We start from the raw sequence: 14,170 nt of genomic DNA on the forward strand, positions 1-14,170 counted from the left end.
CCCCATAAAAGCGGTATTTTTAGCCATCCTGTCGAGTGCATATATACCACTTGTAAAGCAAAAAGTAATCTAAAAAAATTCAGATGGTTATCTCTATCTATTACTTTTTGAAAACTCATTTACAAATTCCGCAAAAATCCAAAACTTCTTTTTCTATTTTTAGCCCTTTAAATTCCTTATGCCCGACTAAAAATACGATAATGTCCGAAATTTCAATAGCCTTTTTATAATCCGCTATCTCAAAATCTTTGTGAGCCTTGATATTGGGCTCCACAGCAACCACATCGACGCCGTCTGCGATCAGGCACTTGGTTATATTTAGCGCAGGCGATTCCCGCAAATCGTCGATGTCTGGCTTAAAAGCAAGCCCCATACACGCGACTTTGGGCTTTCTGCCGTTTTGCAGCTCAAATTTCAAAGCGGCGTTTTTGATTTTTTCAATACACCACTCGGCTTTGTGATCATTGACCTCTCTTGCGGATTTGATCAACCTTGCTTCGTAGCCGCCCGCATGGACGATAAACCACGGATCGACCGCTATGCAGTGCCCGCCTACGCCGCAGCCCGGGTTTAAAATATTAACTCGCGGATGACGGTTTGCTAGCGAGATAAGCTCCCAGACGTTAATGCCGAATTTATCGCATAAAATGCTAAGTTCGTTTGCAAAGGCTATGTTTACGTCGCGGAAAGAATTCTCTGTAAGCTTTGACATCTCTGCAGTTTTCGAGTCAGTCTGTAAAACTTCGCCTTCTACGAATTCTGCGTAAAATTCCGCTATCTTTTTAGTAGCAATCTTTGTAGTTCCGCCCACGATCCTATCGTTTTGCGTAAGCTCTTTTAAAATTTTACCTGGCAAAACTCTCTCCGGGCAATGAGCGATATAAATTTTAGAAATATCAACACCGCCATTTTTTAAAATTTCACCTATCTTTTCGGTAGTACCTACCGGCGAAGTGGATTCTAAAACGACCATATTATCGTCTTTTACATATGGTATTATCGATTTTGCCGCACTTATGACATAATCGATATTTGGCACGTATCCGTCTCGAAACGGCGTCGGAACAGCTATGATAAAAACGTCTGCGAAATCAGGCCTAACGTCTGCTTTTAAATTTCCACTCTGCACTGCTTTTTTAACAAATACGTCAAGTTCCGGCTCGACGATATGAATTTTACCCTCATTGATCGTATCTACGACGCTCTGTACCACATCAACGCCGTGGATTTTATAGCCCTTACTCGCTAAAAGTGCTGCTGTCGGCAGCCCTATATATCCAAGACCTAAGATGCAAACTTTTTTCACAATATTCCTTTTAAAAATTCCAGTATTTTTTTACAAGCTTTACCGTCACCATATGGGCTTACACTTTTACTCATTTTATCATATTCATCTTTTAAATTTAATAATTTTTGCACCTCTTTTATTATATTTTCGCGCTTGGTGCCGATAAGCTTCACACATCCTGCTCTTATCCCTTCAGGTCTTTCGGTAGTTTCTCTGATAACTAAAACGGGCTTGTGAAGGCTAGGCGCCTCCTCTTGGATGCCGCCACTATCGGTTACTATCATATATGACTTGCTCATAAGATAGACGAAACTATCATACTCTAGCGGATCGATTAAAAATATATTCGAAATGCCCGATAAAATTTCTCCTACAGGCTTTCTTACATTTGGATTTAGATGCACGGGGTAAACGATGTCGATATTTTCATTTTTTAGCGCTATTTCACGTAAAGCCTCACAAATATTAACAAAGCCTTCTCCGAAATTCTCTCGTCTGTGTCCTGTAACGAGAATAAATTTTCTATCACTAAGCTTATATTTGGTATTTATAAAGGATAAAATTTTATTTTTTAGCAGCTCGTTGTTTTCGATTTTGTCTATCGTCCACAAAAGCGCATCTATAACGGTGTTGCCACTAACAACTATATTTCTTGAATCTTTGCCTTCTTTTAAGAGATTGTCTCTCGCATCGGTAGTCGGCGCGAAGTGATATTTAGCTATGAGCCCCGTCATCTGCCTATTTATCTCTTCAGGAAACGGCGAATAGATATTATGCGTCCTAAGTCCAGCTTCTACGTGAGCAACATCTATTTTTTGATAATACGCCGCCAAAGAAACAGCATAAGTAGTAGTCGTATCTCCATGCACAAACACGATGTCCGGGGTATATTCACTAAATACATCGCGCATACCAAGTAAAACACCAGACGTAATATCGTACAGATCCTGCCCTTGCTTCATTAAATTTAGATCAAAATCAGGCTTTATCTCAAAGAATTCCAAAACCTGATCGAGCATCTGTCTGTGCTGCGCCGTGACGCAAACCTTCACTTCAAATTCCGCGCGCTTTTGAAATTCCTTTATCAACAGAGCCATCTTAATGGCCTCTGGGCGCGTTCCAAATACTATTAAAATTTTTCTTTTCGTCATAAACTCCCCTAAATATCGGTTTTTTAACCAAATTTATCGCCGTAATTTTAATTAAATTTTGCTATATCGGCGCTTAACCAAATAAAATGACACCATTTACATTGCATATAGCTTTAAAATTTAGATCTAATTTATATTTTAGCTTTTAGTAGATACAAATCCTCTAACAGTTTTTATAATATACCCTATCTTCTCATCACTCATACCGGGATATACGCCTACCCAGAAACTATCGTTCATTATCTTATCGGTATTTTTTAGCTCGCCTGAAATTTTATAATCTACTCCGAGTTTAAGCTCTGCAAATAACGGATGCTTGATCATATTGCCCGCAAATAAATTTCTTGTTTGCACGCCCGCCTTCTCTAGATGCTCGCTCAGTTCGTTTCTACTAAATTTTGCCCCGTCTGCAACCGTCATCATAAAGCCGAACCAGCTAGGCTCGGAATGCGGCTGAGCTTTAACCAAAACGAGCTCCTTTATATCTTTTAAGCCATCATAAAGCTTTTTAAAATTTTGCCTACGACGCTGCACGAAACTAGGAAATTTATCTATCTGAGCGCATCCCACGGCAGCTTGCATATCGGAGGCTTTTAAATTAAATCCGAAGTGCGAATAAACGTATTTATGATCGTATCCAAGCGGTAGCTCACCAAATTTCTGCGAAAAGCGCCTCCCGCAGGTATTATCTACGCCGCTCTCACACCAGCAATCGCGCCCCCAATCACGCATACTTAGCATAATTTTTTTAAGCAGCGGATTGTTTGTGTATGTGGCGCCACCCTCGCCCATGGTCATATGGTGAGGAGGATAGAAGCTGCTTGTGCCTATATCTCCCCATGTGCCGGTCGGCTTACCGTCATACAGGGAACCCAGTGCGTCGCAGTTATCCTCGATAAGCCACAAATCGTGCTTATCGCAAAATTCCTTCACGGCTTTTATATTAAAAGGATTTCCTAAAGTGTGAGCTACCATAACAGCTTTTGTTTTTTCGCTAAGCGCAAGCTCAAGCTTCGTATGGTCTATGTTAAAATACTCAAGCTCCATATCGACAAAAACAGGAATGGCACCGTATTGCACGATAGGCGCAACCGTCGTAGGAAAGCCCGCCGCTACGGTTATAACTTCGTCGCCCCTTTTTATGCGGCGCTCTTTTAGAAGCGGCGAAGTGAGCGCAAAAAATGCAAGCAAATTTGCACTGCTTCCGCTATTTACCAAAAACGCCCATTTTACGCCAAGCATTTTGGCGAATTCCTTTTCAAATTTTTTAGAATATGTGCCGTATGTGAGCCAGAAATCAAGCGAACTATCTACCAAATTTACCATTTCGTGCTCGTCAAAGACTCTACCTGCGTAATTCACACGGCTTTTGCCGGGTTCAAATTTAGCTCTCTGCGCCGGCTCATGAACCAGTTTATAATACTCTTTTGTCTTTTCTAAAATTTCTTGTTTTAATTCTTGCGGGGTCATTTTTTGCCTTTCCAAATTTCATTGATTTTTCTCAAATATGGATCTTTTTTTATGGTATCTAAGTCTAAGCTAGTAAAATTTTGCTTAAAATATTTATGAATTTTACCGATCGCTTCCAAATGCGACGTAAGCTTAAACATATCTCCCATCTCAGATTTTAGCAGGCTATTGTCGGAAGTATATTCGTTATTTAGCCCTTTATTTAGTACGATTATCTCCGATTTAAAATCGCTCGCTTCATTTACTAGCGCAGCCAAGCCGAGTAGATCGATTTTTGTCCCGCTGCTTGCGTTGTAAATTTTATGCCGCGCGTCATTTTCTATATAAAATTCCACTACGTTTAACAGGTCATCGACATACATGTAATCAAAAAATACGTTTTGATTGATCGTGATGGGTAGGTACAGTAAGTTTTTTACTACGGCATTTGTGATAAATTTATAGCGGTAATTCTCCATCTCGCCGTAAATTCCAAATAAACGAAGCTGGATGATATTATCCGCGCAATCCTCAATGTAATGCGACGTGATAGCTTTGTAAAAACCGTATTCATCAAGCGGAAGCGCCTTTTTATAATCATCCTCGCGAGCATTTATTATCGGCTTGTATTTGCCGTATTCCGCACCGCTTCCAAATGATATGATCCTTGCAACCTTGTTTTTTTGCTTGGCGATATTGAAAAAAATCCGCAAATTATACTCGGTCACATTTGTCATATCCAGCGTATCACGACCGCCGCCACGATTGGCTAGATGAACGATAGCATCGATTTTATGCGCACGAACAAAATCGTCAACTGCGCTTTCGTCAGTCAAATTTAGCTCACTACTTTTTGGAGCGAAAACGTTAAAATTTCCATTTAGCGCAAGACGCTTTTTTAGATGCGACCCGATAAAACCGCTACCGCCCGTGATGAATAGATTCATCTGCTACTTAGCCTTTTTTCTAAGTCTTCTATACGCTGTTCATCCTCAGCTTTTATCCTTGCATAAAATCTTCTTTTTGACTTTAGCCACAACAGTTCAAATTTTAGTGCCGTATTGATTCCTTCGCGCGGATTGGCATTAATAGAGTCTATAGCAAAAACTACTTTGCGGGTTTCATATTTGTCTATTAAATTTTCTGCTTTTAGAGTCTTGATAAAATCAATAGATTTAGCCGTAATATTTCCGCCTATTGCAAATTTTAAACCTTTCGCTTTTACGGCGCGAGATACTCGCTGAACAGCATTTAAAATTTTCTCATTATCTACATCTTTTTTAGCCAAACCGCGTGACTGCGCAAAATCGCTTCTACCGAATGTAATGCTTCTTAGTAGCGAAATTTTTTCTAATTTTAAAATTTCATCTATGTTTTCTACCGCAGTTTTTGTCTCGATATTTATAGCAAAATCTATATAATCTCGGTTGTCTGGATTTATCAAATTTTCTATAACTCCTAGATATTTATAAACAGCATACGGGGTTTCTACCATAGGCGCAATAAGGCCCTCTACGCCCAAAATGATACCATTATAAATATCCGTAACCGCCTCAGCTCCACCGATCTTTAAGATGATAGGCAAATCTGCTCGATTGGCAATATCTCGCAAACGCATCATCTCCTCCATACGACTCCCCTCGGCTTCAAACTCGGCCTTTAACTCAAATACGCCATATTCGTTTTTAAGCCTTTTAAGTACGTCTATCATCTCAAATTCATTTATATTCATACCTCTTCCTCCAATACGCTTAATATCATTTTAATATCGCCCATATACTTACTATTCCTCTCTACATATCCCCAATCGGGCTGTAATAACTTAAGTCCTTTTATGTGCTCACATTTTTTTAAATGCATTTCTGAATCATCTATAAAAATCCCGCTATCGCCATCTTTTAAAATTGAATTTATTATATTAGCTTTTGAATTAAATTTAGCAAATATATCTGCCCCCAATATATTATCGTTATTTATAAATTGAATATTAAATCTTTTGGCTAAATCCAATACAGTTTTACTATCTTTAGTAGTTACAATAAAAGTCTGCCGATTCAGTTTCATATTTGATAGCTCCAATAAAAACGGATATGGCCTATTCAAAGCCAACCAATTTTCATAGTTATTTGCTTTTAACTTTTTACGAGTCTCAAAAAAGTCTTTTTCAAATTTCTTTGCTTCATTGTTATAATCAAAAGCTAAAAGCTCTTTATTGTTATTAGTTATAGCTGTCATAACGAAATAATAATTCCATGCCGGACCCACATGAGGTCTAAATCTTAAAAATTCGGCATATTGCTTTTCATCAAATTTTTGCCTTAAAAAACTTGGCGTAGATCTACAAACCTCATAGGCTTCACGTACAGTATCAAAAAGGACGCCGTCAAAATCCAAAAATAAAAATCTCATATCAATCCAAAGGCTTTACTATCATATTTTTATAAAATTCATCTCGAGGTAAAAATGGAGCAAGATCTTCCAATGGTTTTGATATCATAGTCCCATCCCGAAGCTTCATAGATGCAACTTTTGGCCCTATGGCTTCATTAGGCGGCAGCATCACTTCGCAAAACACCGATCCCTCACATGATAAAATTTCATCTATTTTTGCATTGGCATCATCGTTATTTTTAATTTGAAATACTTTAAAGCCATAAATTTTAGCGAGCGCCTTCATATCCGGTATACTTACACCACTTATAGGACTTTCACCGACAAAATTGTTATTGAAATAATTATGTTGAGTTATGCGTATAGAGAGGTATCCATTGTTGTTATACATAAAAATTTTAACGGGAAGCCGATAATGAATAATAGTTTGCAATTCCTGGATATTCATCTGAATGCTTCCATCACCGGTTAAGCATATAGTTTGTCTTTTATTATTTGCTACGCATGCACCAATTAGTGCCGGCAAATCATAGCCCATAGAAGCACATCCGACATTTGCAAAAAGCCTATCACCTGCTCGTACCGGATAGCTCTGAAATGTTGATGTATATGCTATGCCATTACCGGTAAGCAAGAGAGAATTTTTTGGTAATTTCTCCGAAAGTAATCTTGGAAAATAATATGAACTGACATAATTCTTCTCTTTCAATACGGACTTATCAAAAACAGGATATTTCATTTTTATTCTATTACAATATTTAAGCCAGTCTCCAATTTCTAGATTTAAATCTCTAGCTTTTTCTCTAAGATCATTTATAAAAACCTTTGCATCGGATTTAATTTTTATATCCGGAATAAAAGTTTTTTTATTAAGTTCGTTTTCATCTATATCAATCATAATTTTTTTGGCTTCTCGCGCAAAAAATTCCCAATTAAAGCTCAAAATTCTAAGATTTAATCTTGTACCTAATACTATTACCAAATCGCTATTTTGAATTACAAAATTCCCGGCCCTCTCACCTAAAATTCCCGGTCTACCAAAAAAATACTTATTTGAAGTTTCTATTAAATCAACTCCTGAAATAGCAGTCAAAACAGGGATTTTTAACTCGTCAATCAAGGCTCTAAAATCATCTTTTGCATTGGCTAACCTCACTCCGTTACCCACAATGATAACGGGGCGTTTAGCAGCTTTTAACGCATCTAGAACCTGCGGGATTTTTGTGTCGAATTTCGGCTCTTCTGGGATTTCAAATTCTACCAAATCCGCTTCGTCCACCATCGCGCCTTGTATGTCTAGCGGCACATCCAACCATACGGGTCCGGGCCTGCCGTGTTTAGCCTCATAAATAGCTTTTTGCAGATGAAATTTTATGCTATTTTTATCCGTTATCATTACGGCGTATTTTGTGATAGGCCTTACGATGTCAACGATATTAACCTCTTGATCGCCGAGCTGACGTAAATTTAACTCGGGTTGCGAAGCAATGGTCGTCTGAAATTTCACTTGTCCCGATATGATCATCGTAGGGATCGAATCCACCCAGGCACCGTAAACGCCGGTAACCGCGTTTGTCCCGCCGGGGCCTGTGGTAACATACGCGATACCGATCTTATTTGAGACGCGCGCATATCCCTCTGCGGCTATCGCGCAAGCCTGTTCGTGATGGTTACAGACATACTCTAAATTTTCATTTTTGCCAAGCGAATCTATCAGGTGCATATTGCCGCCACCCGAGACCATAAATACGGTCTTTGCAGTATCTTCGTGTTCGGCTATAAATTTTGCTATAAAATCGCTAACTTTTATCATCGCATCATATCTTTTACGTAGTCGTTTAAATTTTGCTCGGTATCAATTGCGCCGTTTTCGTAGAAATTTTTATACCATTTTACCGTTTTTTCAAATGCCGTTTCGCTATCCCAAACGGGCTTCCAGCCAAGCAGTGCGCGTGCTTTGGAGCAATCAAGCTTCAATAAATTTGCCTCATGCGGCTGATCTGTGCTAGAATTGATTTGAAATTCTATCCTATCCCAATACCGCTTAGCGCTTTTCAGCACATCAAGCACCCCAATCTCACCTTCGTCGCTAGGCCCAAAATTCCATGCACTGCCGAATTCCTTTCGTCCTTCAAGCATTTTTTGCCCCACAAGCAAATATCCGCTAAGCGGCTCGAGCACATGCTGCCAAGGACGCGTCGCATTCGGATTGCGGATCGTTACCGCTTCATTTTTAGCTGCCGCGCGCATCACGTCGCAAATCAATCTGTCTTGCGCCCAGTCTCCGCCGCCTATGACATTACCTGCGCGACACGTAGCAAGCAGCGTTTGGTGCTTTGTGCCGTAATCTTTTTCATTAAAAAAGGAGTTTCGATATGAACTAGCCAGAAGATCCGCACAGCCTTTCGACGAGCTATATGGATCATACCCGCCCATAGGATCGCTCTCGCGATATCCCCAAACCCACTCTTTATTTTCGTAAGCCTTGTCACTTGTGATATTTACGATCGCGCGAACGCCTGCTTTTCTGCAGGCTTCAAAGACTTTTAATGTGCCGATAACATTGGTTTCGTAGGTTGTGATAGGATCGGCATAAGATGGGCGTACGAGCGCCTGAGCGGCAAAGTGAAATACAATGTCGGGCTTATAAGCCGCAAAGACTTCGTTTAATTTAGCAAGATCTCGTATGTCGGCGATTACCTGGACGATATTTAAATTTAAAAGTCCTATATGATTTGGCTCTGTAGGCGCCGGAAGCGAATACCCTATCACTTTCGCGCCCAAGCGCTGCAGCCATAGACTAAGCCATGAGCCCTTAAAACCGGTATGCCCGGTAAGCAAAACTGTTTTGCCATTATAAATTCCGGAGTATAGATCCTGCATATCTTGCATTGCTACCACTTTTTCCACGGAGCGTTGCCGCTATCCCAAATTTTGTTTAACTCGAGCTTATCTCTAAGCGTATCCATCGGCTTCCAAAAGCCGCTGTGTTTATACGCTAAAATTTCGCCGTCGTGGGCCAAATTCATAAGCGGCTCTTGCTCGAATATCGTCGCATCTCCATTCGTAATATAGTCAAAAACCTTGGGCTCGCATACAAAGAAACCGGCATTAATCCAATTGCCGTCTCCTTTTGGTTTTTCCTTAAACTCATGCACGCGACTTTCGTCATCTATATTTAGTGCCCCAAAACGACCTTCCGGTTGAACGGAAGTCATCGTAAGCGCTTTGCCGTGAGATTTATGAAATTTCACAAGCTCGTGGATATCTATATCACTAACACCATCTCCATAAGTAAGCAAAAATGGTTCGTCTCCCACTATGCTCTGAGCCCGCTTAATACGACCGCCAGTCATAGTGTTTAGCCCGGTATTTAACAGCGTAACGCTCCAAGGCTCGCTAAAATTGCTCAAAACTTCCATTTTGCCATTTTTCAAATCTATAGTCATATCGCTTTGATGCAAAAAATAATTGGCAAAATATTCTTTGATATAGTAGCCTTTATAGCCAAGTAGAATGACAAATTCGTTAAATCCATACAAACTATAAATTTTCATAATATGCCATAAAATCGGTTTTTCGCCGATCTCTACCATTGGCTTTGGCCTAATGCTCGTCTCTTCGGCAAGCCTAGTGCCGAAACCTCCCGCTAGTATTAAAACTTTCATTAAAGCTCCCTTTAATCAAAATTTATTCTTTCTTTTTCAAATACCAATGGGCGATTTAACACTTGTGTATAAATTGCCCCGATATATTCGCCTATTATACCGATAAAAAACAAAATTCCAGATGAAACGAATGAAAAAAGTATGATAAGAGGCGCGATGCCCACGCTCATCTCGTCCCAATAAATTAGCTTAAGTATAAAATACACAAGTCCTACTATTATACTTAAAATGCCCGTTATCATACCTATAAAGGTTGCGAGCCGAAGTGGTACTTTGGAATTGCAGATTATACCGAGTATCCCCATATCATAAAGCGTGTAGAAGTTGTTTTTGGTAACTCCTTTAATTCTTACCGGTTGATCGTAAGGGATCTTAGCTACCTTATAACCGGCTTCCGCAAGCATTCCTCGAAAAAACGGATACGGATCATGCATCTGTCTAAGAGCCGCGATGACCTTTTTATCAAAAAGTCCAAAGCCGGTAAAATTCTTAAAAATTTCGATCTCAGATAGTTTTGATAAGAGCTCGTAATAACACTCTCTGATTTTAAACATCACGCCGCGCTCCTCGCTATCTCGCTTAATAGCCAAAACCAAGTCGTTGCCCTCTTGCCATTTTTCTATAAACTGCGCAATCATCTCGGGCGGATCTTGCAAATCGGCTACGATAGAGATAACAGCATCTCCGTCTGCACCCAAAAGCGCATAGGTTGGTGATTTGATGTGGCCAAAATTTCTAGAATTTACGATGATCTTTAAATTTTTATCATCCTTTGCTAGGCGTTTTAAAATTTCAACCGTCCTATCGGTCGAAGCATTATCAATAAATATATGCTCGTAGGCATACTTCGAAAATCCTTCCATAACTTTTTTTACGCGCGCATAGACTTCCTCTACATTCTCCTCCTCGTTAAAGCAGGCAGTAACTATACTGATCTTTTTCATATCATCTCCTAAAGACGAAAAATTTATTTAATAAAAATGATACCGCAGCTAGCGGGATCAAAAGCACAAAACCGTTTATATACATATTATCAAATCCAAGCCACTTGAAAAGCCATAGAAAAAATATATTTAAAAAATAAGTAATGATGTAAACTAGTATAAATCTAAATATCAGACCGTTATCACTACTGCCGAATACCAGCTTGCCTATGGTTTTAAAGTTAAATAATACGCCTAATATCGTAGAAAACAATACGGCAAGAGGATAATATAAACCCAAATAGATAAAAAGGACGAATAGGCTATATCCAAAGGCAGTATTTAGGATACCGACGAGGAGAAACTTGACGGCTTGTCGTTTAATCATAGCTATCATTTCGTCTATAAATATTTATAGTATTAAAATTTGCCGTATCAATCGGCTCAACCCCAAGTTGAGGTAAAATTTCCATTATATTGGCCACATTACCATTCAAGGTTACTATATCCGAATTCCTAATTGTATTATTAATATCTTGCAAAACGACTCCGTCTCTAGTGATTTGTATGAGATTTACGCCGCTATCCTGTAGCCATAAATAGAACCTTTCATAACTTTGATCAAAAAAGTTACTATTTTGAATTATTACATCTGTTTGAATATTTAAATTTTTAGATGCATTATTAAACATCAAGCTATTAGGTACAACAAAGGAGTTTATAAATTTATATCTACCCTCTTTTACCCATTTATTCATTACTTTATAAAAATCCTCTTGAATAAAATCATCTTTTCTCAAAAGTCTTTTATTTATATCAAACGCTTTTTTATAATATTGATATAAAACGATGTTCTTGGTTGGTCTATTTGTGAAATTAATATATTCTTGTTTAATCAGTTTTGTTGGAGTTACATCAAACCATTGTGTTACTAAGTGATATGGTGGAATTTTATCATTTAAAAGATACATTATCGGTAAGTTAAAAAAGTAAAAATCTTTGTCAGATACTGTATTTTTAGGTACATAATCATGAATATAGTCAAAAATATAAGATAATTTCTGATTCATATAAATATTTTTTAAAGGAATATATGAGGTCTCGGATTTAGCCTCGAATACACTACCTTGATAATTTTCAAGCCAATTATATGGTATTAAAAATTTTACGTATATTATGAAAGATACCATTACAAGCATCCAATAGATCAGTAAAATCCTGGCTATTTTGCGCAAATTTTGATTTAATAAAAAGCTGAATGCCAACCCTGCACACAAAAGAATGCTATTCATATTTAAGGCGATAGTAGTGAAAGTATTACTATAAACTATAGCAGCAGCACAAAAAGTAATGAAAATGTAAATTTTTGATCCAAAAATACTACTGTTTTTATAGAACATAGCAGCAAACATGATATACAAAATCATAGCTATGGAAAAGCTAATATAAGAGATATATTTAATAATATATAATATAACAGTATTATGAAATAAAACAATATAAGTAAGCGCAGTCAGTCCAATAGCTACGATAGTAAATCGAAATAAGATAGTTGTTCTTGCTGCAATTTGTCCTACCAATACATCATATAGATATACAATATTTTTTCCAAAATATGTAAGAATTAGTATTATAAAAAATTCCAACACGCTTATTGTTAATATCCGACTAAGCTCTGGTTCAAAAATAAATCTAGTCGCTACAGTCCATAAGCTTCCCTTTGAATCATTATCGGTTATCGATGAAGGATCGAAAGGCATTATAAAATTTATGAATGCAAAGAATATAGCAGTAAAGAATAGTAAAAATCCTATTCTTTTAAAATAATCTTTTACGCTACTAGATATAAAAGCATAAGATACAAAAAGACTTGCAAAAAGAACCAATCCCACATTTTGCTTTATGAAAAAAAGTAGGACTAAAAATAAAATTCCAAGTATTTGATATATAACGCCTTGTTTAGAATTCTCATTTTTTATGGATTTTACTAGAAATAGTAGGGTAGAAAATTCTATGATGAAGACGTAGGTATGATAATCCTTCGGTATATATGTCTCCATACTAAACCATAAAAAACTAGCAAAAGTGGCTCCTATAGCACTAGCCGGTTTTGAAAAAAACTCCCTCAAAACAGCATAAAGCAAGATTACCTGTATCATTGCAGCTACTACACCGATGCAGGCAAAAGCAAAGAAATTTATCCCGAATATTTTTTGATAAAAGGCATTTATATAGACAAATAACGGAGTCCATGCTAGATAAAAATCTTTATTTATCACCTCTCCCCTATTTACTAAATAAGCATAGGTTTCCCACCATCCTTCTTGGAGTGAGAAGTAATGGTTAAAGATAAAGAGATGTAGTATTAATATTATGCTCAAGCACAGTATTAATACAAATTTATCTCTAACGGAGCTATTCACTACGATCTCCTTGCTTTTCATATACGTTAATTGTGTTGAAAAAGGTTGCTTCAGTCGGAGCTACTCCTAGAGTTGGAAATACCCTGCACAGATCAACGATACTACCATCCATTTGTAATACATCACCATTTTGCAAACGGTCGTCTTCTTGCTTTGTGCCATTTTGGTCAGTAGCTATTTTTTTATCACGTCTAATAGTAACTAATGTTATACCGTTTTCCTTTAACCACTCCGTAAATTGTGACCTATCCATACCGAAAAATTTTTCATTTTGCAAAATAATCAACATATTTTTAAGAAGATGGTTTTTTTCTTCCTCGACCGGCACATTATCATATGGAACTACAAATGACTTTATAAATTTATATTTCCCTTCCTGCACCCATTGATTCATGGTTTCATGGAAATCAAGCTGTTTAAAAGAGCTTTTAACTTGAAAATTCCGGTGCACAGTAAAGAAAAACGTCTGATATTGATACATAACAACATTTTGTGCAGGAGATTTGACAAATTCATCATATTCCCTAGATATAGCCTTGGACGATGACACATCTAGCCAATGAGTTACTAAATAATATGGTGGAATTTTATTATTCAATAAGTACATTATAGGAAAGTTAAAAAAATAGAAATCTTTTTGGTTTTTAGATTTAGTAGCTACATACTTATCAAAATAATCAAAAATATCTGATATTCGTTCATCCATATAAATACCATCTAACTGAGCGTATGAACTTTTAGAATTGGCGCTAAAGATATCTACCTGAGTATTGAAATTCCAATAATACGGCATTCTTATAGTTGCTAAAAACATAAAAAATATTATTATTAAATGTATATATATAGTAATGTATTTTATTTGTCTTAATCTACTCAT

Annotated in this window: 12 protein-coding genes and 1 pseudogene; all 13 read right to left on the reverse strand. The window is 37.3% G+C overall.

The window, feature by feature from the left end:
- Positions 1 to 115: 115 nt before the first annotated feature.
- Positions 116 to 1,309, reverse strand: a complete 1,194-nt coding sequence (gene wecC / locus Q0117_RS04050) for a UDP-N-acetyl-D-mannosamine dehydrogenase (RefSeq protein WP_297922926.1) — start codon at positions 1,307 to 1,309, stop codon at positions 116 to 118.
- The gene (wecB, locus tag Q0117_RS04055; RefSeq protein ID WP_297922895.1) at positions 1,303 to 2,439 is read right to left on the reverse strand and encodes a UDP-N-acetylglucosamine 2-epimerase (non-hydrolyzing); all 1,137 of its coding nucleotides are present in this window, start codon (positions 2,437 to 2,439) and stop codon (positions 1,303 to 1,305) included. The genes wecC and wecB overlap by 7 nt, the downstream gene beginning before the upstream one ends.
- Before the next feature lie 138 nt (positions 2,440 to 2,577).
- Complete coding sequence (rfbH, locus tag Q0117_RS04060; RefSeq protein ID WP_297922898.1) at positions 2,578 to 3,909, reverse strand: lipopolysaccharide biosynthesis protein RfbH; 1,332 nt, start codon at positions 3,907 to 3,909, stop codon at positions 2,578 to 2,580.
- Positions 3,906 to 4,835: an NAD(P)-dependent oxidoreductase gene (locus tag Q0117_RS04065; RefSeq protein WP_297922901.1), complete on the reverse strand. Its 930-nt coding sequence runs from the start codon at positions 4,833 to 4,835 to the stop codon at positions 3,906 to 3,908. Before Q0117_RS04065 ends, rfbH begins: the two co-directional genes overlap by 4 nt.
- The gene (locus Q0117_RS04070; RefSeq protein ID WP_297922905.1) at positions 4,832 to 5,620 is read right to left on the reverse strand and encodes an aldolase/citrate lyase family protein; all 789 of its coding nucleotides are present in this window, start codon (positions 5,618 to 5,620) and stop codon (positions 4,832 to 4,834) included. Before Q0117_RS04070 ends, Q0117_RS04065 begins: the two co-directional genes overlap by 4 nt.
- The gene (locus tag Q0117_RS04075) at positions 5,617 to 6,297 is read right to left on the reverse strand and encodes a hypothetical protein (protein ID WP_297922908.1); all 681 of its coding nucleotides are present in this window, start codon (positions 6,295 to 6,297) and stop codon (positions 5,617 to 5,619) included. The genes Q0117_RS04070 and Q0117_RS04075 overlap by 4 nt, the downstream gene beginning before the upstream one ends.
- A gap of 1 nt (position 6,298) precedes the next feature.
- Entirely contained in the window at positions 6,299 to 8,092 is a 1,794-nt protein-coding gene (locus Q0117_RS04080) for a thiamine pyrophosphate-binding protein (protein WP_297922911.1), read from the reverse strand.
- Positions 8,089 to 9,162, reverse strand: a complete 1,074-nt coding sequence (gene rfbG / locus Q0117_RS04085; RefSeq protein WP_297922929.1) for a CDP-glucose 4,6-dehydratase — start codon at positions 9,160 to 9,162, stop codon at positions 8,089 to 8,091. The genes Q0117_RS04080 and rfbG overlap by 4 nt, the downstream gene beginning before the upstream one ends.
- An 11-nt stretch (positions 9,163 to 9,173) precedes the next feature.
- A complete protein-coding gene (gene rfbF, locus Q0117_RS04090; RefSeq protein ID WP_297922914.1) occupies positions 9,174 to 9,947 on the reverse strand; it encodes a glucose-1-phosphate cytidylyltransferase in 774 nt (257 codons plus the stop codon).
- An 11-nt stretch (positions 9,948 to 9,958) separates the two neighbouring features.
- Positions 9,959 to 10,891 carry a glycosyltransferase family 2 protein gene (locus tag Q0117_RS04095; protein WP_297922917.1) on the reverse strand — a complete coding sequence of 311 codons (933 nt, stop codon included), beginning with the start codon at positions 10,889 to 10,891 and terminating at the stop codon, positions 9,959 to 9,961.
- 1 nt (position 10,892) lies between these two features.
- A complete protein-coding gene (locus tag Q0117_RS04100) occupies positions 10,893 to 11,258 on the reverse strand; it encodes a GtrA family protein (RefSeq protein WP_297922920.1) in 366 nt (121 codons plus the stop codon).
- Positions 11,251 to 13,293: a glycosyltransferase family 39 protein gene (locus Q0117_RS04105; RefSeq protein ID WP_297922922.1), complete on the reverse strand. Its 2,043-nt coding sequence runs from the start codon at positions 13,291 to 13,293 to the stop codon at positions 11,251 to 11,253. Before Q0117_RS04105 ends, Q0117_RS04100 begins: the two co-directional genes overlap by 8 nt.
- Positions 13,286 to 14,170 (reverse strand): annotated as a pseudogene (locus Q0117_RS04110) (hypothetical protein); the annotation flags it as partial. The pseudogene Q0117_RS04110 and the gene Q0117_RS04105, both read right to left, overlap by 8 nt.

The organism is uncultured Campylobacter sp., assembly GCF_937997535.1.
Classification (GTDB): domain Bacteria; phylum Campylobacterota; class Campylobacteria; order Campylobacterales; family Campylobacteraceae; genus Campylobacter_B.